The 24700-nt window shown below is 38.3% G+C and carries 21 protein-coding genes; 1 reads left to right on the top strand and 20 read right to left on the bottom strand.

Annotated features, from left to right (window positions below):
• The first annotated feature begins 589 nt into the window (after positions 1 to 589).
• Positions 590 to 1741, top strand: coding sequence for an ATP-binding protein (locus EXN75_RS12670; protein WP_134844088.1), 1152 nt, complete (start codon positions 590 to 592; stop codon positions 1739 to 1741).
• Positions 1742 to 1920: 179 nt separating this feature from the next.
• Here EXN75_RS12670 and EXN75_RS12675 read toward each other — a convergent pair whose 3' ends face one another.
• The 20 genes from EXN75_RS12675 to uvrA all read right to left on the bottom strand — a co-directional run bounded on the left by EXN75_RS12675 (position 1921) and on the right by uvrA (position 24637).
• On the bottom strand, positions 1921 to 2541 hold the full coding sequence (locus EXN75_RS12675; protein ID WP_134844089.1) for a sugar transferase: 621 nt from the start codon (positions 2539 to 2541) through the stop codon (positions 1921 to 1923).
• A 46-nt stretch (positions 2542 to 2587) separates the two neighbouring features.
• Positions 2588 to 4492, bottom strand: coding sequence for a polysaccharide biosynthesis protein (locus tag EXN75_RS12680; RefSeq protein ID WP_134844090.1), 1905 nt, complete (start codon positions 4490 to 4492; stop codon positions 2588 to 2590).
• Positions 4493 to 4499: 7 nt separating this feature from the next.
• Positions 4500 to 5087 carry a sugar transferase gene (locus EXN75_RS12685; RefSeq protein ID WP_134844091.1) on the bottom strand — a complete coding sequence of 196 codons (588 nt, stop codon included), beginning with the start codon at positions 5085 to 5087 and terminating at the stop codon, positions 4500 to 4502.
• Between the two features lie 31 nt (positions 5088 to 5118).
• Positions 5119 to 6333, bottom strand: coding sequence for a DegT/DnrJ/EryC1/StrS family aminotransferase (locus EXN75_RS12690; protein WP_134844092.1), 1215 nt, complete (start codon positions 6331 to 6333; stop codon positions 5119 to 5121).
• A 110-nt stretch (positions 6334 to 6443) separates the two neighbouring features.
• Positions 6444 to 7439, bottom strand: a complete 996-nt coding sequence (locus EXN75_RS12695; protein ID WP_134844093.1) for a glycosyltransferase family 2 protein — start codon at positions 7437 to 7439, stop codon at positions 6444 to 6446.
• 346 nt (positions 7440 to 7785) lie between these two features.
• The gene (locus EXN75_RS12700) at positions 7786 to 8196 is read right to left on the bottom strand and encodes a hypothetical protein (RefSeq protein ID WP_134844094.1); all 411 of its coding nucleotides are present in this window, start codon (positions 8194 to 8196) and stop codon (positions 7786 to 7788) included.
• Positions 8197 to 8198: 2 nt separating this feature from the next.
• Entirely contained in the window at positions 8199 to 8615 is a 417-nt protein-coding gene (locus EXN75_RS12705) for a helix-turn-helix domain-containing protein (RefSeq protein ID WP_134844095.1), read from the bottom strand.
• A 12-nt stretch (positions 8616 to 8627) separates the two neighbouring features.
• Positions 8628 to 8999 carry a hypothetical protein gene (locus tag EXN75_RS12710; protein WP_134844096.1) on the bottom strand — a complete coding sequence of 124 codons (372 nt, stop codon included), beginning with the start codon at positions 8997 to 8999 and terminating at the stop codon, positions 8628 to 8630.
• Positions 9000 to 9669: 670 nt separating this feature from the next.
• Positions 9670 to 10764 carry a glycosyltransferase gene (locus EXN75_RS12715; protein WP_134844097.1) on the bottom strand — a complete coding sequence of 365 codons (1095 nt, stop codon included), beginning with the start codon at positions 10762 to 10764 and terminating at the stop codon, positions 9670 to 9672.
• Between the two features lie 185 nt (positions 10765 to 10949).
• Complete coding sequence (locus EXN75_RS12720) at positions 10950 to 11861, bottom strand: glycosyltransferase family 2 protein (RefSeq protein WP_134844098.1); 912 nt, start codon at positions 11859 to 11861, stop codon at positions 10950 to 10952.
• A gap of 31 nt (positions 11862 to 11892) precedes the next feature.
• A complete protein-coding gene (locus EXN75_RS12725; RefSeq protein WP_134844099.1) occupies positions 11893 to 13062 on the bottom strand; it encodes a glycosyltransferase family 4 protein in 1170 nt (389 codons plus the stop codon).
• A 28-nt stretch (positions 13063 to 13090) separates the two neighbouring features.
• On the bottom strand, positions 13091 to 14326 hold the full coding sequence (locus EXN75_RS12730; RefSeq protein WP_134844100.1) for a polysaccharide pyruvyl transferase family protein: 1236 nt from the start codon (positions 14324 to 14326) through the stop codon (positions 13091 to 13093).
• A gap of 72 nt (positions 14327 to 14398) precedes the next feature.
• Positions 14399 to 15376, bottom strand: coding sequence for an O-fucosyltransferase family protein (locus EXN75_RS12735; RefSeq protein ID WP_134844101.1), 978 nt, complete (start codon positions 15374 to 15376; stop codon positions 14399 to 14401).
• Positions 15377 to 15448: 72 nt separating this feature from the next.
• Entirely contained in the window at positions 15449 to 16762 is a 1314-nt protein-coding gene (locus tag EXN75_RS12740) for a flippase (protein ID WP_134844102.1), read from the bottom strand.
• Positions 16755 to 17951, bottom strand: coding sequence for an O-antigen ligase family protein (locus tag EXN75_RS12745; protein ID WP_167639518.1), 1197 nt, complete (start codon positions 17949 to 17951; stop codon positions 16755 to 16757). Before EXN75_RS12745 ends, EXN75_RS12740 begins: the two co-directional genes overlap by 8 nt.
• Positions 17952 to 17956: 5 nt before the next feature.
• A complete protein-coding gene (locus tag EXN75_RS12750; RefSeq protein ID WP_134844104.1) occupies positions 17957 to 19009 on the bottom strand; it encodes a GumC domain-containing protein in 1053 nt (350 codons plus the stop codon).
• Positions 19010 to 19115: 106 nt separating this feature from the next.
• Positions 19116 to 20285 carry an ATP-binding protein gene (locus EXN75_RS12755; protein WP_246031398.1) on the bottom strand — a complete coding sequence of 390 codons (1170 nt, stop codon included), beginning with the start codon at positions 20283 to 20285 and terminating at the stop codon, positions 19116 to 19118.
• A gap of 208 nt (positions 20286 to 20493) precedes the next feature.
• Positions 20494 to 21423 carry a YitT family protein gene (locus EXN75_RS12760; protein WP_134844105.1) on the bottom strand — a complete coding sequence of 310 codons (930 nt, stop codon included), beginning with the start codon at positions 21421 to 21423 and terminating at the stop codon, positions 20494 to 20496.
• A 151-nt stretch (positions 21424 to 21574) separates the two neighbouring features.
• A complete protein-coding gene (locus EXN75_RS12765; RefSeq protein ID WP_134844106.1) occupies positions 21575 to 21760 on the bottom strand; it encodes a DUF4250 domain-containing protein in 186 nt (61 codons plus the stop codon).
• A 39-nt stretch (positions 21761 to 21799) separates the two neighbouring features.
• The gene (gene uvrA / locus EXN75_RS12770; protein ID WP_134844107.1) at positions 21800 to 24637 is read right to left on the bottom strand and encodes an excinuclease ABC subunit UvrA; all 2838 of its coding nucleotides are present in this window, start codon (positions 24635 to 24637) and stop codon (positions 21800 to 21802) included.
• Positions 24638 to 24700: the final 63 nt, after the last annotated feature.

Here is a 24700-nt window from a genome sequence, read left to right on the forward strand (position 1 = left end):
TGATGTGTAAACCATTTCAGTAAGGCTTTTCTGATTGTGTATAGTATTTTAGTAAGAAAGTAAATTATGTGTATAGTAAATCAGTAAGTATAACAAGAAAGGTGTATACTACTTTCAGTTAAAGACAAATTATATAAAATAGCGTGTTTTGCAAAAGTAAACAAGTCATTTAGGGCATCAAAACAAGTCATTTAGCAGTCGTAAACAAGTCATTTCCTTCCTTCAAATGGCTTGTTCCTGAAAAGTGTAAAATTTTACAAAAAATCTCAAGGGTGTCGGTGATACCTACTTTTCATCTTTTTCCCTCCAATTTGGATGTCTCCCTCTGATTATCAATCTTTTATCTATTTTCGCGCGGTAAGTCATAAAAAAAAGAGTATATAAAAGTGTCACCTGTCACCGTTTTCTGTCAAGCCCTTTATTAGAGCCAGTTTGTTGGGTGACACCAGTGACACGAGTTTCCTGTTTTTTGTAGAGGGGTCTGTCACCCATCGGTATTGCGAAAATATTTGTCGTTATTAAATAAATAGCTATAATCATTTGGCAGTTTCAAAGAAAAAATGTAACTTTGCGGAAAAATGTGAGCAATATGAAATATCCGATAGGAATTCAGACATTTGACAAAATAATCGATGGTGGTTATGTCTATGTTGATAAGACTGATTTGATATACCAACTAGTACAGGGAAACATATATTTTCTGGGTCGCCCTCGGCGATTCGGAAAAAGTCTTCTTGTGTCAACCTTGGAACAGTATTTCCGTGGAAACAAGGAGCTATTCAAGGGACTCGCTATTGACAAGCTGGAGACAGAATGGAAGCAATATCCTGTGTTTCACATAGATTTCAGTACGGGCAACTATCTGAATGATGGAGTTTTAGAAGATGTGCTGTCGGATAATCTCACCGAATGGGAAGCTCAATATGAAGTTGCCAAGACCAGTAATGACTTGGGGTTGCGTTTTCAAAAAGTACTTCGAGCTGCTCATGAGAAAACGGGTCTTGGTGCCGTCGTGCTCATTGATGAATACGACAAGCCGATTTTGGACGTAATAGAACTTGACTATCAGGTCGAACATCTTGGTAAGATGATTAGTTTGGAGGAAAAGCATCGCAACATCATGAAGTCTTTCTATACCACTTTTAAGGGGGCTGACGCAGACCTTCGCTTTGTGTTCCTCACTGGTGTTACGAAATTCTCGCAAATCAGCATGTTCAGTGGATTTAACCAACCTGCTGACATCAGCTTAAGCCGAAATTACGAAGCTCTCTGTGGTATTACCAAGGATGAACTGGAGAAATATTTTGCCGAGCCTATAGCGGAAATTGCCCAGATATATCATTGCACGGAAGTGGAGATGCTGCAAAAGTTGAAAATGAAATATGACGGCTATCACTTCAGTGAGAAAATGGTGGATGTTTTCAATCCTTTCAGCTTGCTCAATGCTTTTTACAACATGAAGTTAGGTGGGTATTGGTTTAAAAGCGGCACGCCTACTTACCTTGTACGTCTGTTGAATCTTTTTGATGAGAATCTGGATGAATTGGTAGGAAAATATTATGGGGTGCCACAGTTTGATGACTATAAGGCGGATATAGAGAAGCCTTTGCCGATGATTTACCAAAGCGGCTATCTCACCATCAAGGATTATGACCAGGGCACGGAGTCGTTCTTGCTCGATATCCCGAACAATGAAGTGAGAGAAGGACTTCTTACGATAGAGGAGTGGAAGGAAAAGTAAATCTGAAACTATAGTAAAGAGAGTCATACAAGAGCTTTCATTTGGACTATCTGAATAGGGAGGTAGAGGAGGCTTTGGTGGATTTGCAAAGTTGGTGCATGGAAGGATAAATGTAATTATATAAGCAATTAGGGCAAGCAACCGGGATAGGTGCTTGCCCTAATTGCTTAAGTTTATTCTTAAAATTTCTTTCCAAAAACGATATTGACGAAAGTCTTGATGAGAATCTTTGCATCAAACCACCATGATCGATTCTCTAAGTAGTAGAGATCTAAATCCAGACGTCGCAGCATTTTTGCCATGGTGTCAGTATAACCATTATAGAGAGTAGCGTAGGAGGTGACTCCTGGACGAATCTGATAGAGATACTCATAGCGAGGATCATGTTCCATAATCTGATCAATATAGAACTTGCGCTCAGGGCGAGGACCAATAAACGCCATATCACCCTTAAATACATTCCAGAGCTGAGGAAGTTCGTCGAGGTGATGAGCCCTGAGAAATCGTCCCACTTTAGTGAGTCTTGGGTCGCCACTAATCTCTAAAAGATCAGGACCGTCCTTTTCTGCATCAATCTTCATAGAGCGAAATTTGTAGATAAAGAATGGTTTGCCATGAAGACCGATGCGCTCTTGACGGTAAATAACCGGCAGGCCATCCTCCAAATGTATGGCAATGGCGCAGACCAAAGCCAAAGGAAAGAAGAATATCAAACAACATGTTGCAATGATGAAATCGACGGAGCGTTTTAATATTTGCTCCGCCTTATTCATGTTGTCTTTATATTGTTTATTTTCCATTTATTTTTTATGCATCAATTAACTAAGCTTGAAGCTATGTTGTTCGTTATTTGTCGAGTTTTTCGTAAATCGAATTGTTGCTCTTATATTCAGGTACTATCTCCTTCATCTTCTTCACAGTGAGCATTTCATCGTACAACTTACTCTTTTCAACTAAGTCATCAATCTGTTTTGAAACTTCTGAATAGTCGTATTCACGAACTTTAGCAATTCTAATCTTATCATTGAATGATGGCTTGGTAGATTCTTTGTCGTTTAGTACTTCCTCGTAGAGCTTTTCACCAGCTCTTAACCCAGTGAATTTAATTTCTACATTCTTAGCTCCACTGAGATTAATCATTCTCTGTGCCAAGTCAGCAATCTTGACTGGTTTACCCATGTCAAAGACAAAAATCTCACCACCATTACCCTTAGTACCAGCTTCCAAGACGAGTTCGCAAGCTTCAGGAATCAGCATGAAATAACGGATGATATTAGGGTCGGTGACTGTAACAGGACCACCATTCTTAATCTGTTTCTTAAACAGCGGAATGACAGAACCATTAGAACCCAAAACGTTGCCAAATCGTGTGGTTACAAACTGGGTTTCACCTTTGATGATACCTTCTTTCACGGCTTTGTTGAGGCTTTGAACATAAATTTCACAGATACGTTTTGAGCATCCCATCACATTGGTAGGATTCACGGCCTTATCGGTAGATATCATTACAAATTTCTTTACGCCATACTTGACAGCCAAATCTGCCAGAATTTTGGTACCATAAACATTATTTTGAATGCTCTCACATGGATTGTTCTCCATCATAGGAACATGTTTATATGCAGCAGCATGGAAAACATAGTCAGGCAGATAAGTCTTGAAGATATGTTCCATTCTGGACTTGCTACAGATAGTGGTGACGATGGTTTCAGCTTTAATATCAGGGAATTGCTTCGCCATCATTAAGCGTATGTCGTGTTGCGGAGTCTCTGCACTATCTATCAGAATTAATTCCGCAGGACTATACTTGGCGATTTGTCTTACCATTTCGCTTCCGATACTTCCAGCAGAACCTGTAATCAATATGCGTTTGCCATGAAGCATAGCACCCACGCTTTCCATATCGATGCTGATTTCATCTCGTGGTAAAAGATCCTCAATGCTAACTTCTTTGAGTTGTTGCTGCTGCTCTGTATTCCATTCCTGTGTAGTAGGCATATAAATACGAATACCTTCAGCAAGTATAGCATCCTGGAACTCCTTGTCTGCACGTAAATTATTGATGGCACCTGGAGATACCAGCAGGGTAGTGATTTTATAGTCTCTCATTACCTTGATAGTATTTTTGTCGAGTGCATATACCTTAGCTCCCATCAGGTGGTGGTGCTTGATTTCTACATCATCAGAAATAAATCCCATGAGTTTGAACTTCATAGGTTTATTATTCTTAATTTGTTTCGCGAGACCGATGCCACCCTCCTTTACACCATATATAAAGGTATTCTTGATGTTGTAATCTGAAAGTGAAACATCAAATACGGTCTTAGCAATGACTCTGATAGCCCACAAGATGAGTATAGAAATAAGTGAACCTAAGATAATGTTACGGTACTGAATCTCAACTCTTGGAAATAATTGAGTATTCAGAAGCATGTTTTTAGTCAGTATAGATAAAACTGCACCGACAGTTACTGCATAGAATACTTTCTGCAAATCAACAAAAGAAGAATATCTCAGAATGCCATCATATGTATGGAACATTCTAAAACCTATGGCATGGAACATCGTGAATATCGCAAAGACAGCAGAGAGTTGTCCTAATATTCCTAATGCCTGTGCTCCGCTATTTATTTGCTGGTATATAAAAAGGTATGATGAATATATCACAGCACAATCTATCCAAAAAATACACCAATAGGGTAGTGATTTTTTTGAAAAATACCAATCTGTAATTTTCCTGAAATTTTTCATATTTCTTTTATCTTACTATTTCTTTAAATGTGGTAAATATAATCTTGAAATATTCTCCAAGAGTTTGATGTTGTATATATACCATATTTAATTTTATTTTATTGGGCATAATCAAATTTACATAAGCATCATCTGGGTCTTTTGATTCTCCCAGAATTTTATTTTCATCAACGTACTTAATAGATGCCCAATCAGTTATACCTGGTCTCACTTGTAGAACTTGTTTTTGCTCTTCTGTATAGAGGTCTGTATATTTTTTTACCTCTGGTCTTGGACCAACCAAACTCATGTCTCCGATAAATACATTCCATAGTTGAGGAAGCTCGTCTAATTTGTATTTTCGAAGAATAAAACCAGTTTTGGTGATACGATTGTCTTTTTCTCCAATAGTGATTAGCCCCTTTTTATCAGATCCAATTCTCATGGATCTGAATTTGAAGAGTTTGAATGGCTTGCCGTTTTTGCCAATTCTCTCCTGTGAGTAAAATCCTCCTCCCTGGCTCTCTATCCTAATGAGAAGATAGAGAACTGTAAAGAGTGGTGATAGTAGTACTAATCCTATTATTGAGAATAATATATCGAAGAATCGAATCATAATTATGATTTTCCTATATTTAACTTTTACGTTATTTTTTTATCACGGTTTCGTATGCCTTGATGACTGTTTCTGCTACAAATAAAACTTCCTCTTCTGTGAGTTGAGGATATACTGGCAATGAGATCTCATGGGCATAATTTTTATATGCTTGTGGATAGTCCTTGATGTCATATCCCATACCCTTGAAAAGTGTGAGCATTGGCATTGGTATAAAGTGAACATTTACAGCTACTTCATTTTTAGAAATTTCTTGAATGATGGCATCTCGTTGTTCTTCTGTGATACCTTTAATTCGTAAGGCATATACATGATACGAACTTTCCTTTATGCCAGATGTTGCAGGAGGTGTTATTGCCCAGTCAGAATTTGCGAAGGCTTTGGCATAAGTATTGAATACTCTCTTTCTTTCTTGGAGTAGATTTTCGTATTGGCGTATTTGAGCCAAACCAATTGCTGCATTAACATCTGCCAAATTAATCTTCATACCTTGTCCTACAATATCATATCTCCAACCGCCTGCTTTTGTTTTCGTGAAAGCATCTTTCGTTTGGCAGTTGAGAGTTCTCAGGCGAAGTTCTTTGTAAAGTTCTTCATTGTTGAATGGTTCTGGCAAGTTAAGGCAGATGGCTCCACCTTCTGCTGTTGTAACATTCTTTACTGCATGCAAAGAGAAAATAGCAACATCAGTTTCTGAACCAGTACGCTTATCACCATAATGTGCACCAATAGAGTGGGCGGAATCACTCAAGACGAGTATTCTGCCTAATTTCTCTTGTATTTCAGAAGTTGCATGGAACAAAGCTTTTATCTTTTCCGATTTTACTAATTCCATGATTGCGTCATAATCACAAGGAAAACCAGCAATGTCAACAGGAATAATAGCTTTGGTCTTTTCTGTGATAGCATTTTTTATTCCTTCAACAGAAATATTGAAATCTTCTGTAGAGTCAACCATGACAGGTTTACCACCCGCCCATAATACAGCCATGGCAGTGGCAGAATATGTATATGCAGGAACAATGACTTCGTCTCCAGGTTGCAGTCCCAGCCATCTGAGCATGAGAATGGCACCAGAAGTCCACGAATTAATGCATAGTACATTTTTTACGCCAGAAATTTTACCTATTTCTTCTTCTAATGCTTTTACTTTTGGACCAGTCGTAATCCATCCCGATTTGAGTGAATCAACAACTTCGTTTATTACGTTGGCATCAATGTATGGAGGTGAAAATGGAATTTTCATATTTATAAAATTTGATGTTTATGTTTAGTTAATATTTTATTATTTAAACGCATTCTGAAGTTGTTTATTGTGTTAGTAACTTAAAATGTTTACTATTTTATTAAAAGCCGTTATCTGTTATGAATTTTTCTTCCTTTTGCGAGTCCAAATATTGTTCCTATTCCGTAAGAAACGTGTACACAGAAAAAAAGTATGAATAACGGCAACGTGCATTTAATGTTTCTTGTAGTTCCTGTTATTGCAGCTACAATAGCTGCAATAAAATATACAGCAAGTCCTCCTTCCAAAAGATAACAGAATGGGTTCCATAAAAGGGAGAGGATTATGCCTATGAATATACAAATAACAAAGAGTAATGGGATAAGATGTCTTATTCCTATGGCTTCTTTGTCGATGTAATACAAGTAACCTATAGATTCACCGTTCGCATACATCTGTTTGCATGATGCTTTTAATGTAGGACGAGCGTAATAACTACTTATGATATCAGGATTGAAATAAACCTGAAATCCTGCTTTTCTTATGCGAGAATTGTATTCATTATCTTCACCTCTTGGCAAGTCTTCTCTCATGCCGCCTATTTTCTCTATGATTTTCCTAGGAAAAGCTCCGAAAGGTACAGAGTCTGTGTTGTGAGCTTCGTTACTAACTCGGAAAGCTGCTCCTCCAATGCCAAAACGTGAATGGTTCAGAATGGCATTGGTTTGAGCCCATATGGATTGGTTGAATGGTAAAATATTACATCTGCCACCTACATTACCGCGTTTTTCATCTTGCTTAAGATTTTCAATGCAAAGAGAGATATATTTAGAATCATATTCAGCATGAGCATCTAATCTTATTATATATGGTGCAGTAGATTTTTTAAATCCTATATTAAATGCTACTGATTGAATTTTTTTCTTGTTTTCTATGAATCGAATATTCTGATGTGATTTTTGATATTCGGCAACAATATCTTTTGTATTATCTTTACTACCTCCATCTATTATCATTACATCCATTTTTTCAAATTCATATGTTTGCTTAATAATTGAATTCAAACAACGAGAAATGAAACGTTCCTCGTTGAGAGTAGGTATGACTATTGCAACTTCGTAATTCATTCTAAATATGTTTTTAATTTTTGAAAATCAATATCCCATGTAGTTTCTTCCTTTTGGGATTGAAATTCTGTGTATGTGACATTTGATAATAACCCTTGGTGGGATTGATTATCATTTTGATGTGTGAATTGATTAAAAGAAACAACTATGGCAAAGATTTTGCATATTTTATTGTTCCTCTATTAACAAAATAACGTAGGCAGTTTGAAAAATATTGTATTTTTTATAAGAAACTTTTGCTAAATCAGAATGTCTACTAAAAGATGTAAATTTAATTTATTTTATGATGTCTAATCTATAAGTAAAAGCGTTAGAGATATAAAATAGAATCTCTAACGCTTTTACCTTAAAATATTACCATGTCATCTTTTATCATCTCAGATACGTTGAGAGGTGGTATGATGATATTATTGTATGGAGTACTTTCTGTTTTGCAAAAGAGAATTCCTCTTGCTGTTCCGATTGTATGTACAGCAAAGTATTCTAATAATTCTTTTGGAATAATTGTCTTTTCGTTTTTATGAATATTTTTGTAGTCATTCTCTTCTATTTCAAATTCGCATGTGATAGCTAAAATCATTATTTTTTCTTGGGCTGAGTTTAAAAAGTTGAACTCTGTAGAGCATGATATTATTCTACCTTTATTGGCATATTTATAATTAAGATTTACTCCTAATCCAAGATCTTCTAATGGTGCAGATTTAGACAAAATTGCGAATTGGTCTATATGTATACCAAACATTCTAAATTTAATCATAATTATGCAACTTTTTTAGGTATATTTAATTGTGTGGAAAAATCTGATAAGGTACATGTTACGTGTATTGTTTCTTGTGTTGGCTTGCTGTCCCATTTTTCCACCTTTGGGGTGTCAACTTTAACCTTTTGAAAATGGTGCTGTTGTTCGTCCTCCTTTATGTATTGTTCTATTGGAATAAATTCTATCTGAGGTATAACACCAAACGCTAATGCCAATTCGAAAAACTTTGACATGCGGTGGTCGTAATCACCATTGAGTAGTTGGGACACGTAGCCTTTTGACACACCCAAATACTCTGCAAGGTGTGCCCTGTCTTTACCGGTTGCTTCCATGAATTTTTGGGCTTGATTGTAAAGCTCGATTTGAGTTTTAGAAGTCCAATACTCTGGGCTATTCAATACATCTTTTCTATCCATGATTATTTCCTTTTAAAAGTCATTGAATAATTTCTTAATTCTTTTAATATCGGAGTTTTGTTCTCCTTTATAGCCACCCAAAACAACAAATACGTTTGGCTTCCTCATGATGACGTAGACTCTGATGTCATTTTTCTTAAACTCGTATAAATCAGGATGTTGTTTGTCTCCGATATGCCTAAATTTAGTTTTAGGGAGGAGTAATGCGCCAAACTGATCCATATAAGCATAAATAGAATTCAATTTTCGAAGGTCATTTTTCTTATCTTTCAACCCTAGGAGAAATTCTTGATATAGATATTTCCCGTTGACTGACGCTTCGTAGAATCTGCAATCTTTGTTGTTTACATATTCGAATGGTCTTGTTTCATATTTTTCAGCCATATAAATGTTTACTTTTGATACGCTGTTTAGTTTTTGCTAAACTTTTTGCAAAGGTAGTAAAATAGTAATAACTTCCAAATATTTTGCTATTTCTTTTAGAAAGTTTAACTTTTCTTTAATATTTTGTGCAGAATTGGACGATGCTCTGTTTGCGTTTAGAAGAACAATAATTTTCAGAATCCTGTAGACTGATAGAGCTTGGCTCATGCTTTATTTAACTTTCTCATATACGGAAGTTATAGAAATTAAAGAAGTTTTTACTCACTTCTCTTTATTTCCTTCTCACTTCTCTTTACTTCCCCCTTGCGACAGGTTTTCTATTATAACCAGTCCAAATCTTCTATTTTGCCGCAGTTTATGCTTCTATTATGCTTGGGTTGAGGCTCAAATTCCTTTTGAGTGAATTGGGCTGAAGGGTAAATTGGCACCATTCATCCTCTGAACCCCCTATAAATACAGGGGATTCCGAGAAAACGGTGAAGGGTGAAGGTTTTATGCCTATTTAATTTCAAAAATCTTGAAACAGTCAAACTTTGTTCAGATTTATTGCTGTCCAGCGAAAAAATTAAATAGATGTTACTTCTTTTACAATTAAGCATGGCATAAAACCGGTTTAGAAGAGATAAAGTTTCAAATCTAATTATCATCAGAATAGTTTAGGCGACTTCTATTATTGAAAAAGCTCTCTAAAAACTTTTAATGCAAAAGAATTGGAATAATTGTTTTCGAAAATAGAGCGTGAATATGTATTGTACTTTGGCACTGAATTTTCTGCAAAATAATTAATGGCTTCGATATATTCTTTTGCTGTATTGCAGAGTCTACCACACAACGAGGTGTCAAGTTCATAGCCTTCAAATGTTTCGGTTGTACCTAATATGTTCTTACCGTACATCAGAGCTTCGCATGTTTTTACCTTCATACCACTACCAGAAAATATCGGGAATACCATAAAGTCTGCTTCTTCGAAAAAAGGTGCAAGGTCGGGAACATTAGAGAATACAGGAATGTCTACTAAACAAGGCTGAGATTTTTTCAGCTGGTCCATGTCCTTGCCTATTATCTTGAAATCTATGTCTACATGTGGCAACACATTCTTTACAAACCACAAAAGCCCTTCGGTATTGGCAGGAAAATTACTTCCGATGAAATAACATTTAGGCTTTTTACCGGTAAAAACCTGCTTGTCGAAGTTCTTGCCTACACATTTGTCTTCAAATGTGATAGGAACTATGTTATCAAACGGCTTGCCATAGAGCGACTTCATAATGTTGCTGTCGCGCATACATAAGCCCACAGACTTATCCGAATAGTCAATGCTGTATCTGTCGTTCTTGGCTGCACAGTCAATGACAATTTTCCTTAGTGGGAACTTCTTGCTGACCCTTGCTTCATAGTAAAGGCTTTCTACATTATGGAAGAAATTTATGATGATACCTTTGTATCCATGTTTCTTAAGTTTCTTGGATATTATTCCCAAAATACTGGTATTGATGAAGATATAGTCATACTTGTTAGCCATGTTTATAATGGTGCGGATCTTACCTGGTGTCAACCCGTAAAAATAGCCGAAAGGAAAGAGTATTGCTGACTGCAGCATTGAAACAATACTGTTTTTCTTTCTGTTGTCGTTGATGAAAAAACAGTCAACATTTTCTTTGCCAAGGATATTGACAGCCATTTCTACATTGCGTCTGTTGGCTAGGCTTCCTCCGTCAAAGATATTATGGAAGTTTTGAAATGATATGAATAAAACTTTCTTCATATAGCTTTATGGTTTTATATATTACTGAGCCCACTTGAAAAAGTCATTTTATAATAATTTCTTCAAATGTAACCATCTGATAATCAAATGGCGTTTGTGGGATAAAGAACCCAAAACTACTTTTTCAAGTGGGCTCATTTATAGTTTTTATTTGTTCACGAAAACTTTTAAATGCCTTCTTGTTGCTATTTGATCTGCTTGCAACTTTGCAGTTTCTCTTTTATATATAACTTTAGTTCTTCAAGCATGTAAAGGAGTGTTCTGTCATTCTTGCCATACTTGACACGTAGACGTTCTCTATAAATCTGTAAATTGATGCAACGCAGCCGGTTTTTAAGCGTCTTTCGCTCATCGTAATTTTTCTTTTTGTTTTGTATTACTGCCACATCAATAAGCGTTTTCTCATATTTTATGTCGGGCTTACGCTCTTTTGTAAGGTGTAGGTATTTTAGACTCTTGTCATATTTCATCTTACAATCTTTGAAACGATGCATTAGACGATAATGAATGTCATCTTCCTCACCATAGAGGAATACGTTTTCATCGAAAAGACCGACCGCTTCAAACATGGCCTTGTTTATAAAGAAACACGATCCTGAAAAATGCATATATTTTGCTATGTAGAAATCAAGACGTGTACACAAGGCAGAGAGTATGGTTGAGAGATAGCCGTTCATTCTATAGGTGCATGTAAATGAATTGTTGCTAGGTTCTTCAAGCGTGAGCCACTGTTTCATGCCGAGCATACACATGCTCTTGTCTTTAGAAAAGCGGTCTATTGCTTTGTGGAAAATTGGACATACAAGCCTTACGTCTGGATTCATGATAAGCACCAATGGTGCGGAACATCGCCTAATACCCACGTTGTTGCCTTGACCGTAGCCACCATTGCAGCTGTTTTTTATCAGTATAATATCTTCTCCCCACAATGTTTTAAGTTTCCCAAACATTGTGTCGCAACCTGTGCTGTTATTGTCTACAACAACCAGTTCTATTTCCGCCAGCGGAATGTCGGAATTTTCTATGATAGAATTAATGCAATCATATATATCCTTCTCTGAGTTGTAGGTTACAATTATTATTGAGACTTTCTTCATTTGTTTGTTCTTTTAATCATTGTTAATTATTTCACTTGTTAGAGTCTGACAATTTCTTTGCATAAATATTAGTTATGCCTTGTGCGATGGCTTTCCATGAGTATTTGCCCTCAGAATAGTCGTGCTCAATATTTGCCATCATTGCCTCTATTTTTTGTGGATTTTCTATCAATGTATTTATTGCAGAAGCCAAGGTGGTGACATCTTTAGGAGGAACGATAGTTCCATATTGTCCATTCTTAACTATGGTAGGTAGAGCACCCACTTTGGTTGCAACAACAGGCTTGTTTAAAGCAAACGCTGACATAACCACTCCACTTTGTGTTGCATCGATATAAGGACATACCACAAACAAAGAGTTACGTATCAGACCAACAAGTTCGTTATCGTCAAGGTATCGGTTGAGAAGAACTAAATGACCAGTATTATAGATGGCATACTGGTTTAAGTCAAAATAAATCTTACCTTTACCTGCGACAACCAACTTCACATCGGGATGTTTCTTGCAAACTTTATCCATTGCTTCACACAGATATTCGATGCCCTTATGTGAACTAATTCCGCCAAAGAATAAGATATAGTTACTTACATCTGGCTTTTGCGGCTTAATATTTTGTAGGTTTGTATATGCGCTAAGATGCGATAATGCCACACGCTTTGCTCCCATTCGGTAGGTCTCGATAAACTGTTCTTTCTGTGTATCGTTCAACAAAATAAAATCGTCAAGTAGTCGGAAACACACATTGCGATGGAAACGATTGAGCCATGTATTTTCGCTTGAATGAGGCAGAGGGTCATGCATGGTTATGACGATACGCTTACGCAAGAGATATGTGAAGAACTCACCATAGCGTGGTGGCCAAGTGAGATGTACTATGTTAATCTTTAGATGTAAAATGACACACACCATTCTTAATATGGCAAGGAGGTTGCTAATTGACCAGTCATGCTTGCCTGGAAGGTTTACTATATATGTCTTCGATAAATCTATGTCGTTAGACAAGTAGGTAAGTTCTGGAAAATCAGAAGCAGGATAAACCCCACCTCTTTTATTCAGAGATTCAATTTTTATAAGTGTGAGTCGTTTAGTTGATTCTGATACTTTAAGAAAATAGAATAAATCAATTTTCTTCTGCAATTCACCAATCAGAGGAATGTCACAATCGGCAAAATGCGGTGTTGATATATATGCCACTTTCATATTGTTTTCTTTTGATTATGTAAGCTGCCTACAAAGTGCCTTCTATGTGTTTTAAAATTGTCGTCATCATCTCATTATATTTGCAGAGATAACTTTGAGCAAAAGTTATACATTTAGCTTTGTCAAACGTCTGTAACTTATTAAATACATGTTCTGGACTTGGCGTACGACGAAACAGTGAATTGCTTGCTATTCGACAATCGAGTAGGTTGGCAACTTTTAATATGTGACGGATTTTGCTTGTTGAAGAGTCGCAAAACAAGCCGTTTGCATGTTTAGTTCCATAATTGTCAAAGCTAAAGAAAGGCACTGCGTTGTGAATACACACAACGATAGGATGCATGTTGTTGCCAATATAACCACAAGAATATTTGAGTAGAGCATACCAGTCAATAGGATTTAGTGGGAGTGCAATTTCACTTTCCAACTCTCCTGCAGATAGACTTGTCGAGAATGGTAACGATACACACTGTATGCCATGATGTTTTGCTATGTCTTGAAATTTGTTCAACCAAGTTTGGGATACGTTAGAGCGTTTTTCGTTCTTGAAACTTATGAGCATATACTTGTCTGAAAGACCATATTTCTTCATCAGTTCCTCTTTAGAAGGTACTAATGATGCTGCGTTTTGATTGAACGCAAATACTGGGTCTGGTGTAACAGATGGACAACATTGTCCTTCAGTAATGAAAGAGAACATCTTTTGGGTGTCCACATCACGCACAGATACATAGCAAAATGCCATGATACGCTCTTTCATTTGCTTACGAAGTTTTTTAGAAATATATTTATATTTTGAGTCTTGGCTTGCTGCTGACATTAATGCAACAGGGACTGGCTTGTCGAGATAGTCAGTCCATATACCCCAAAAAGGGTTTGGAAATACCACGTCGGAGGTCACCGGATTTATGGCTATAATATTGCGACATGGAAAGATGATACGTTCAAAAAGTGGATGATGCTGTGCCACGGCATCGCTACCTATTATTACAGCTTCAATGTGTTCTGTAGAAATAATGTTTGCAACATCTTCAATTGTGCGACATAAACAGGTTTCTTTCCACAATTTGAGGCGCAGTTTCTTCTGGTTCTCAATTTGTGAAACAGGTGTGTTTTGGGCATAATATTCTTCCAAGTCTTTAGCTACCCAATTTATAACCACTGGTTCGTGTCCATGATTTTCCAAAAACATGTATGTAGAAAGAAGCTGTAACATCGCTCCAAAATTACACACAGAGTGGTATGCAAGCAAGCCTATTTTCATTTTATTATTTTCTTTAAAGTTTCAATTTTGATTTATACTCTATAATGAAATAACGACACAATGTAGTCTTTATTATTTGTATAGCCCTAAATCATAGATTTTTTTATATTCAAAGCCGTCGTTCATGAGTAATACTCCCTTAGTTCCTCCTGTACGTCCTCCAATGAAACAGCAGCAACGGGTAAGCAGGTATACGGCTGCAAAATAATCTAAGGCATCTTTTATGGGATTGCGTTCCTTATCTTTCTCCTTAATTTGAGCAAGTACTTGATCTGATTGCATGTCTTTGCCGCTGTATCTACGCTGGTCGAGAAATAATAATTTATCGCCAAATTCCGCTTTTAAAACATCAAGTATGTCTTTATCTTCTGTTGCAACAAACACATAATTGCATTGCTTCTCCTTCATTACTTTTTTAGCGTCTTTTATTATTTCACTCACATCAGGTTGAATAGGATGGTTCTTTGGTTTTGCCACCACATAGTCGGTGCCACGACATAAGATGCCAAGTACACGTCCTTTATCTTTAAAAAGTTGTTTCTCTTTATTTCGAATATAATCTAACGTCTTATTGTTGGGATGAATAAACTTCTTAAAGATATTACGGAAATAAGAGATTCTCTCTTGATTGTCATAAAACTCTATTTGCCCCATGAGATACTTCTTTGCTGGTGCTGGAGTCATGCGGTTGATTATCACATTTTTACTATCCTTTATATCTTCCAATCCATACCCTGCAGGTTGTTCAAAGAATATCTCCCAAACATTTTCTTTCTCATTCTTTAATGTGTATTGGGTGATATAGTTTTTCAAGTCGACAACAGGAATGTAACCGTGATCCAAAGCATAGGCTATATGCATGCACACTTTGTTTACAATCCAAAACAGTCCGCCTCCCTCATCGTTCCAACCTATTACATAAAAGGTCTTGTCCGCATTTTTGCTTCCAAGACATACCTTGCGCTGGCGTCCTTTAAATATAAGATACTTATGGTAAATCCAATCGGAACAAGGGATATACTCAAATAATTTAATCATTAACTTCTTCATACATAAAATATAATTTAAGTATCAATATAAATATATATGCTTCCTTATTTTGAGGCATAGGCGTTTTTATTATTAACGGTTTAAAAGCATTTTTATTTTATACAAGTCTTTCCAACCTACAAGCAAAGAACGCATTTGTATGAAAAACATGTATCGGTATGTAGGAATGAACAGATGTATGAAAAAACCTGCAGCAAACTGTGTGGCTACGGCTACAAAGGCAACTCCACACACACCAAAGCGTGTTATGACAAGTAGGTTTAGTACTACACATACTACACAACCGCTAAGACTACGCAACACAAAATATTTTTGTTTTTCCTCTATAATCAATATTTGCCCCGAAACGATATTTAGAGCTACTCCTATTATCTTAAATGATAAAATTTGTAAGATACCTATAGAGGCAGCATATTTTAAACCAAAGGTCCATAATACAATGTATTGGGAACATAAGGAGGTAAAGATGGCACATAAAATACACGACCACACAGTGACGTTCATAAACATTTGAGACTTTTTATGATACGAATCGAGATCGTACTTTCGTTCCTTAACAAGTAGCGGACTGACGGTTTGTATGAGGATGGTAGGCACATAAAGTAATACTTCAACAAACTTAGAAGCTACTGAAAAATAGCCAACCGATGTCTTGTCAATCATGTTGCCAATCATAATTTGGTCTATCTGTAAGAATATCGTTGCCGCTACTCCTGACAGCAGTAAAGGAAACGATTGACGTAAGAGATAGCGTGCCCAAACTTTGTCAAAATGCCAAGAACGCATGCTACCAATCTTTTTTTTATAGACATAGCAATAGCCTTGTGCCAAGATGCAGGCATCAAATACCAAGGAGATGACAAACCATACAAGAGAGGCATGTACAAGCAACAATACAATCTTAATTGTCCCTGATAGAATTGTGCGGAAAATGCCTATTTTTACTATATATTCGTTTTGAATGAGAGAGGTAAAATAGTTGCGAATCACATCAAATGGAGAGAGTATGACAGTTATTGCATATATCATTATGATGCCATATGTATAAAGGTCTGTCTCATTGATGTAAGCTACCACAGAAATGGTGACAATGGTAACGATCGAAAGTAATAGACGGAGCACAAACACGGTACCCAGAATGACGTCTTTCTGATCATTCGCTTTCGCCTCTTCTCTTATTTCAATATTCTCAAAGCCAAAGGTGGCAATCACTAAAAATAAGGTAACGAAGCTGACTGCATAGTTCATTATACCATATTGAGTTGGACCAAGGTATCGAGCCACAAAGATACCTACCAACAATGCACTTGCCAGACCTGTGAACTTACCGGCCAGAGCCCAAAATACATTCGTGATTATGCGTTTGCTAACTTTATTTTCACTCATTGTCCTTTTCTTTTTTTACAAATTCTCTTTTTTCTCTATAGTAACGTCCTTCAAAATAAGCTATGCAAAGCACAATGACGTTAAACCAATAATAGATAGCAATATGCGAAATCATGGTGAGCACAACTATTAAAACACCAAGAATAGACATTGCGGGGGCATACTCTTTCTTTGCCTTGAGACATTTTAATATATCTTTAAACAGAAGAAGCAATGAGATTATATAGAGTAACATGCCTATCAATCCAAAATCGAACCAAGCTTCTAAATAGTCGTTATGAGCAGAAAGTACATAACGCGAATTGCGAACCACGGTGTTGAATCCATTTCCGACAAAATAAGTAACAATACCCTGATTGTTTATAAGTCGCCATGCCTCGTTCCATACGTCCGTTCGCCCACTTCCATTATCTTCTTGTATTGATTCAAAACGTTCAAAGACGTTGTTGTCACCCATGGTTCCAATATAAGCAAAGACGGCAATAAATGCTGTGAGTATACAGAAACCGATAATAATTTTCGTGAACTTACCTCTCTTAGACACCAATTGGTTGGTTATTATATATGTTAACATAGCAAGTGCAAGTGCAAGTACGCCTCCACGTTTTACAGAAGAAAATACCGCTATACAGATGATGATAGTCCAACATATTTTTCCTATCTTCGAGGGGTAAACCAAAACTAAAGGCAGCATGTATAATGAGTAATAGGATGATCCTAAATGCACATTCATAAGGATATTGTCAACATCGTAAAAACTGTAATAAGTTAACAGAAACAAAGCGGTGATGACAAGAAATATTTTTTTCAACCATTTACTATCGCCTTTATGCAAGACAAAATAGTAGGTTGCGTTAAGAATGAGAATAGGGAATGCTGACCAAAACAGGCTGTTCATATATGACGATATACCTTCAATACCAACAGGATTAATGATTGTTACTACTAGCACCCATAGCATGTAAACATTAAAAGATAAGATAGTCTTTGATGGTATCTCTATAAGATAGCCTTTCGTAAAGGGACGCAATACAAAAACGCCCCACACCATAAAGGTAAAAGCTATTATAAAGTTGATGTATGCTATACCTCCACTGGATTCCTGATCAAACATAACAGCACATGCACTCACGGCAAATGCAATGAGTGCAATATAATAATATGCTATAATAATTTTTTCTTTCGACAATAACATTAATTCTTACCTAAAATATAGTCTTTTAAAACATATGTCAAATCGCCAACAAATACAAGTATTGTTATAGCAAGAACGAAAATCATACGACGCGGTTTAGTGGGCTTGATAGGCACGCTAGCACCTTGTAACGTTGTGAAAGCGGGGGTTCGTTCACGAAGCTTTGCTTCTGCTGCTTGCAACAGGGTAACCATTGCAGTGTAAGCATTAAACTTAAGCTGCATGTCGTTTTCTAAATCAGTTTGTTTGGAGCGTACGCTTTCAAGAACAACATCCATATTTGAATCGGAATAGCTTCCATATAATTGGCGAGCTTTTTCATAGTTGGCTTTAGTCTTTGCAGTTAGTGATTTGTAATATTCTACATCGTGACGTGCCTTCTGGGTGCGATAGTTGGTGATGAAAACCTGCAGTTTCGAAGATACGGAGTCGGCAAGGTTTTTGCAAATCAATGGATCTTGGGCCTCTGTATGTATAGTTATGACGCCAGTTTTCTTGTCAACCGTTAATCCAATTAAACTTCTTGCAGCACCAACGATGTCGTCTTCATCTTTGGAGAGAAAGTAAGGATTTTCGAATTCATCCTTGAAATTATTACGTTTTGCATTTGTTTCTTTGCTTTTGAAAATACGCTTCACTACTCCCATGGCCTTTGTCCACCATGCAATTTTCTGATGTTTCTTAAGATATTCATAATAAGAGCATTTTAAAGTACCATCTTGTGTTTTCACTTGTATCTTGAGAAGGCTGGCAACAAAGCCGTTGTCATTAAGTAACTCTGGATAAAGAAGCGGAGAGATAGCATCTGTTCCACCTATGTGATTAAGGTCAATACCAAAACTTGAGGCCAAAGAACCTACACTTCCCATATCCATTGGATTTTCTACTTCTGGCACAAGCATTGCACTTGATGTATAGGAACGTGGAACACAAATTATAATTAGCGAAGATACTACGATAGCAATGGGAAGAGATATGAGAAACAATTTCTTTTTGCTAAGCACAGCCTTTAGTATTTCTGACACATTTATGTAACCGTCTTTTTTTTCCATTTTTTTCTATTTTTTTATATTTGATGATTATATTATTACTGAGTTATATACATAATTATAAAATATGTATTCTATTCTAATTATCCACAATCCAACCCTCTACTCTTCAGGCTTCTAACTCGTCAACCATAAAGGAGGAGCGGTCTCCTGCAGAATTATAGAGGGGTAGGAGCAAGTTGAGAAAACCTTCTTCAACTTCTTTGTTGGGGAAGCCTAACTGGTATTTCTTAAATCGTTCGTCATAGCCTTTGATGGTGAGGTAACCAGTCTGGTAGATGATGGGGATGAGATTGGTTGGAGCGGAATCCATTCTGCTCATCACAATAGCCGATACTTGCTCCTTATTGAGGTCGGGGAGGCGATATCCATGTTCCTTAAGAAGTTCAATGAGGAATGTTGGTGTGCCGGTCTCAAACCAGTAGTCTTTATAGCGATGTTTTGCTAACGTGTTCAATACGCTGAAAGGATTGTATATTCCTTTTGAATTCTTTTCGAAGTGATAGCCTCCATAGCGCATTCTTAACTTATCAATGGTTTCGCTCTCGCTGTCTCCATTTGCTGATGCCAATTCGGAAATGCCTTCTTTGAAATATGACTTCAACTCTTCTTCGGTAGTTCCGCATATATTAATATAGCGGTGATCCATCGATATATCCGTCAGGTTGTTGAGGTCGCTGAACACGCTAACCTTGCCAAACTTGGTTACACCGGTGAGGAATGCAAACTTGATATATCGGTCTTGGGTTTTCAAAACCGAATAGAATGCTTTCAGCTGTGCACGGTGTTCTGCCTGTAACTCAGGGTCGCGCAGGGTCTGAAGTATAGGCTTGTCGTATTCATCTATAAGAATAACGACACCACATCCTTCTTTCTCCGCAGCTCTTGCTATCACACCCTTGAAACGAAGGGCAAGTGTGGCTTCTGACTCACGGGCTCCATATTTGCTTTCCCAAGTTGTGAGGTAGTCATTAAGAACTGTATACAGACTATCTTTCTCTCGAAAGTTGGCTGTGTTGAGATCGATATGGAAGATTGGATATTTCTTCCATTCGGTCTCCAAGTCATATATGGCTAAGCCCTTGAAGAGTTCTTTCTTACCCTGGAAGTATGCTTCCAAAGTAGACAGAAAGAGGCTCTTTCCGAATCGGCGTGGGCGACTGAGAAAATAGTATTCTCCCTCTGTCGCCAACTTGTACACGAATCGGCTCTTGTCTACATACGAATATCCATTTGTACGTAGTTTTTCGAAATCTTGTATTCCTATTGGATATTTCATTAGAATGACTCCTTCCTTGAGGTGTTAAATTGATTCTTACTTCGCCATTTTAGCAACAGTTGCTATCTTATGACATGCTTCCTAAATGCAAAATTAAGCATTTTTTCTGAGTTACCAAACTTGTGAAGTGTTAAATGTTCGTCGTGAACGAAATTATGGTACTTTTCGCCCGATTTGGGCTTGGGTAACATGTATATAATGCAAAAGTTTATATCCCTTCTATTTCTTCTTCATTCCCTTCTTCGCTTTTCTTCTTGATCTTACCCTTGATCTGGTCGAAGCCTTCGCCATATACGCCTATCACGGCACTCTGGCTGACGAAGGCGTGAGGGTCTATCTCTTCGATGAGGCGGAAGATGGTTTGTGACTGGCGCTGCTTGGCCAGTACGAAAAGCATCTTTACTTGCTGACCGGAATAGAAACCGGAGGCATCTACTACAGTTACTCCACGATCGGCATCTGTATTGATACGCTTGCCTATCTCCTGATATTTCTTGGAAATGATAAAGAACTGTACGCTTCGGCGACGACTGTTGACCACCTGGTCGATACAGAAAGCCTGGACATAGAGTACTACATATCCATAGAGTACTTTCTCCCAGTCGTGGACTACAAAGTAGCTGGAGGAAATGATGAAAATATCACATATCATGATGACTCTGCCCAGAGAAATGTCGCGATACTTATTGACGATGGCTGCTACAATATCTGTTCCTCCCGTAGAACCGCCCGCAGAGAAACCGAGTCCTATACCACATCCGCAGAATACTGCTCCTAAGAATGCTGCCCAAAGCGGTTGGCTCTGGAGAAGATGCAGATTTTCTGTATGGTGTGAAAAATAGGAGGTGAGAAGGGTTACCACGATTACGGCATAGATGGTTTTCATGCAAAACTTCTTGCCGAGAATGATCCAAGCTGCTACGATAAGACAGGAATTGACTATAAAATAAGGTATTTGTACTGGACATCCTGTGGCCCAATAGATAATAGAGGAGATACCAGGTAAGCCGCTGGCTGTTACGTTGGTAGGAAGGAGAAATACATTCCAGCCGATGGCATAGGAAATCATGCCGATGGCGATGAATACATAGTCTTGAATCTCTCGAAACAAGGGTCGCTTTGTTAAGTTTGCAGTCATGTCTTATTTTATTTATTCTTGTTCGTTTTTCTTGTTTATTAAACTGATCTCTTTCCGAGATAATTATTGTGGCTGCAAAAGTACATAAAAAAACTCAGATAAAATAAATTATCTGAGCTTTTCTTGCATAATAATGCTAATTGATGCCGTTTTACCAGAACTTTTTTTGCTCTTCTGACCATTCGAAACCCTGGGTTGCCATTTTAGCTTCCAGTTCGGCACGGTTTACATGGAAATGATAACAAATCTCATCCAATGTATCAAACTCATGGTCGCGAAGCAGGAAGTTGATTGCGCTTACCAGCATCGGCACATCATTCATCGGTAATTTATCCATAAAGCAATCTTTTTTTGTTAAAATATAGTGTTGAAAATCTTATTTCTTTTCTCTCTTGAGTTCTTCTGCCAGAAATCTTGGAGTGAATCCTTTCTTGCTCTTGGCTACTTCCTCTGGGGTTCCTGCACACAGCAACTGACCGCCTCCTCGTCCGCCTTCTGGTCCCATGTCAATGATGTAGTCTGCTAACTTGATGACGTCGAGGTTGTGTTCGATGATCAGTACCGTATTGCCTTTATCTACCAACTTCTCCAATACATCCATCAGGATGCGGATGTCTTCGAAGTGGAGTCCGGTTGTCGGTTCGTCTAAGATATAGAGGGTCTTGCCGGTATCACGCTTGGAAAGCTCTGTGGCAAGTTTTACTCGTTGACTTTCACCGCCAGAGAGGGTAGTGGAACTTTGTCCTAACTTGATATATCCGAGTCCGACACTTTGCAAGGCCTTGACTTTCTGAAGAACCTGCGGTACGTTCTCGAAGAATTCTACAGCCTGATTGATGGTCATGTCAAGCACATCTGCAATACTCTTTCCCTTATATCTTACCTCTAAAGTTTCACGGTTGTATCGCTTGCCGTGGCAAACCTCGCATGGTACATATACATTCGGCAGGAAGTTCATCTCAATGGTCTTATATCCATTTCCCTTACAAGCCTGACAGCGGCCTTCACTAACGTTGAAAGAGAAACGACCTGATTTATAACCGCGTATCTTGGCTTCCGGCAAACCGGCAAAGAGTGTGCGGATATCAGCGAACACATTTGTATAGGTAGCTGGGTTACTGCGAGGGGTACGACCGATTGGGCTCTGATCAACATTGACCACCTTATCTATGTTGTCTATGCCTTCGATACTGTCGTATGGCATCGGCTTTTTGAGCGAACGGTAGAAATGGCGAGAGAGTATCGGTTGAAGCGTCTCATTGACGAGTGTTGATTTGCCCGATCCGCTGACACCTGTTACCACAATGAGTTTGCCGAGTGGGAACTCGATATCTACATTCTTCAGGTTATTGCCCTTTGCGCCTCGGATGATAATACTCTTACCATTGCCTTCACGCCTCTTCTCAGGAACTTCGATTTCCGTCTTGCCATTCAGATATTGCGCGGTGATAGTCTGGGTCTTCAGCATTTCTGCTGGTGTGCCCTGAAAGACAACTTCGCCTCCCTTGCGTCCTGCCTTCGGACCGATATCTACTATCCAGTCGGCTGCAAGCATCATATCGCGATCATGTTCTACTACGATGACGGTATTGCCGATGTCGCGAAGTTCTTTCAGACTGTTGATGAGGCGCTCGTTATCACGCTGATGCAATCCGATACTTGGCTCGTCGAGGATATAGAGTACATTGACCAACTGACTGCCAATCTGCGTGGCAAGTCGGATGCGCTGGCTTTCACCGCCGGAAAGGGAAGCAGACTGACGGTTGAGAGAGAGATAATTCAAACCGACATCGAGGAGGAAGGTTACGCGGGAACGTAATTCCTTTACGATTTCATGAGCCACCTTGGCTTTCATCTTCGGTAGATGCTCTTCAACATGTTCGAGCCAATCGAGCAATTCGTCGATATCGAGGGATGCTACTTCTGAGATGTTCTTATCCCAGATGCGATAGGAGAGAGACTCCTGTTTCAGGCGCATACCGTGACATTTTGGGCAATCTATGGTGGAGATAAACTGATCTGCCCACTTCTTTCCTGCAGTAGAGTCATCATTCTCCATGACTTTGTGGAGATAGTCGATAACGCCATCGTATGCACAGATATAGTCGGAAGAGGTTTTTGTCTTTTCCTTCGGTATCTTTACGTTTTCAAGTGTACCGTACAAAACCTCCTGCATGGTGTCTTCGTCAAGGTCCTTGATAGGTGTCTTGAGCGTGGCATCATGTTTCTCCAACAATGATTCTATCTGCCAGAAAATCTTCTGATCTTTGTATTTGCCTAAAGGAGCTATTCCACCAGCATAGATGCTGAGGTCTTCGTTTGGAATTACCTTCTTGAGATCTATCTGGTTTACCTTTCCCAAACCTTTGCAGTGTGGACATGCTCCTTCGGGAGAGTTGAAGGAAAACATGTTTGGAGCTGGATCCCGATAAGCCATTCCGGTAACAGGGTCCATCAGTCTCTTGGAGAAAATCTTGGATTCATCCTTCTCCTTATCAATGACCATCACCATGCCGTCGCCTTGTTTCATGGCTGTGGTGATACTCTTGCGGATGCGCTCTTCGTCGTCATCGCGAACTGCAAGTTTGTCGATGAGAACCTCGATGTTGTGGTTCTTGTATCTGTCCACCTTCATTCCACTTTCGAGTTCTATAAATTTTCCATCAACCCGCACATATAGGTATCCCTTGCGGCGCATACTCTCGAAGAGTTCGCGATAATGTCCTTTGCGTTGGCGGACGAGTGGGGCAAGGAGGAAGATACGATGACCTTTATAATCGCTGAGAATCATGTCGATGACCTGTTCCTCGGTATATTTTACCATCTCCTCACCACTATGATAGCTGTAAGCAGTACCGGCACGTGCATAGAGCAGACGCAGGTAATCGTAAATCTCTGTGGTTGTGCCCACGGTGGAACGGGGATTCTTGTTGGTAGTCTTCTGTTCGATACTGATGACAGGACTGAGACCTGTAATCTTATCTACATCAGGACGTTCCATACCGCCCAGGAAATTGCGGGCGTATGCAGAGAATGTTTCGATATAGCGTCGCTGGCCTTCGGCAAAAATGGTGTCGAAGGCTAAGGATGACTTGCCGGAACCGGAAAGTCCTGTAATTACTGTCAGTGAGTTGCGGGGAATCTCTACGTCCACATTCTTCAGGTTGTGAACTCTGGCTCCCCACACGTTTATCTTTTCTTCTTCTGAATTCATTGAAGTTAATTGATTCTTGTTGAAATGCTATTTTTTTGATAGAAATGCTCCTTGAAAAGCTTT

It is taken from the genome of Segatella hominis (assembly GCF_004535825.1).
GTDB lineage: Bacteria > Bacteroidota > Bacteroidia > Bacteroidales > Bacteroidaceae > Prevotella > Prevotella hominis.

Excerpts from the sequence above, each read along its gene's own strand:
- EXN75_RS12760 (WP_134844105.1), bottom strand. The coding sequence starts at position 21,423 with ATGACTGCAAACTTAACAAAGCGACCCTTGTTTCGAGAGATTCAAGAC.
- EXN75_RS12720 (WP_134844098.1), bottom strand. The coding sequence starts at position 11,861 with ATGAAGAAAGTCTCAATAATAATTGTAACCTACAACTCAGAGAAGGAT.
- EXN75_RS12700 (WP_134844094.1), bottom strand. The coding sequence starts at position 8,196 with ATGATTAAATTTAGAATGTTTGGTATACATATAGACCAATTCGCAATT.
- EXN75_RS12755 (WP_246031398.1), bottom strand. The coding sequence starts at position 20,285 with ATGAAATATCCAATAGGAATACAAGATTTCGAAAAACTACGTACAAAT.
- EXN75_RS12695 (WP_134844093.1), bottom strand. The coding sequence starts at position 7,439 with ATGAATTACGAAGTTGCAATAGTCATACCTACTCTCAACGAGGAACGT.
- EXN75_RS12730 (WP_134844100.1), bottom strand. The coding sequence starts at position 14,326 with ATGAAAATAGGCTTGCTTGCATACCACTCTGTGTGTAATTTTGGAGCG.
- EXN75_RS12705 (WP_134844095.1), bottom strand. The coding sequence starts at position 8,615 with ATGGATAGAAAAGATGTATTGAATAGCCCAGAGTATTGGACTTCTAAA.
- EXN75_RS12765 (WP_134844106.1), bottom strand. The coding sequence starts at position 21,760 with ATGGATAAATTACCGATGAATGATGTGCCGATGCTGGTAAGCGCAATC.
- EXN75_RS12675 (WP_134844089.1), bottom strand. The coding sequence starts at position 2,541 with ATGGAAAATAAACAATATAAAGACAACATGAATAAGGCGGAGCAAATA.
- EXN75_RS12750 (WP_134844104.1), bottom strand. The coding sequence starts at position 19,009 with ATGGAAAAAAAAGACGGTTACATAAATGTGTCAGAAATACTAAAGGCT.
- EXN75_RS12670 (WP_134844088.1), top strand. The coding sequence starts at position 590 with ATGAAATATCCGATAGGAATTCAGACATTTGACAAAATAATCGATGGT.
- EXN75_RS12740 (WP_134844102.1), bottom strand. The coding sequence starts at position 16,762 with ATGAGTGAAAATAAAGTTAGCAAACGCATAATCACGAATGTATTTTGG.
- EXN75_RS12735 (WP_134844101.1), bottom strand. The coding sequence starts at position 15,376 with ATGAAGAAGTTAATGATTAAATTATTTGAGTATATCCCTTGTTCCGAT.
- EXN75_RS12725 (WP_134844099.1), bottom strand. The coding sequence starts at position 13,062 with ATGAAAGTGGCATATATATCAACACCGCATTTTGCCGATTGTGACATT.
- EXN75_RS12685 (WP_134844091.1), bottom strand. The coding sequence starts at position 5,087 with ATGATTCGATTCTTCGATATATTATTCTCAATAATAGGATTAGTACTA.
- EXN75_RS12680 (WP_134844090.1), bottom strand. The coding sequence starts at position 4,492 with ATGAAAAATTTCAGGAAAATTACAGATTGGTATTTTTCAAAAAAATCA.
- EXN75_RS12715 (WP_134844097.1), bottom strand. The coding sequence starts at position 10,764 with ATGAAGAAAGTTTTATTCATATCATTTCAAAACTTCCATAATATCTTT.
- EXN75_RS12690 (WP_134844092.1), bottom strand. The coding sequence starts at position 6,333 with ATGAAAATTCCATTTTCACCTCCATACATTGATGCCAACGTAATAAAC.
- uvrA (WP_134844107.1), bottom strand. The coding sequence starts at position 24,637 with ATGAATTCAGAAGAAGAAAAGATAAACGTGTGGGGAGCCAGAGTTCAC.
- EXN75_RS12710 (WP_134844096.1), bottom strand. The coding sequence starts at position 8,999 with ATGGCTGAAAAATATGAAACAAGACCATTCGAATATGTAAACAACAAA.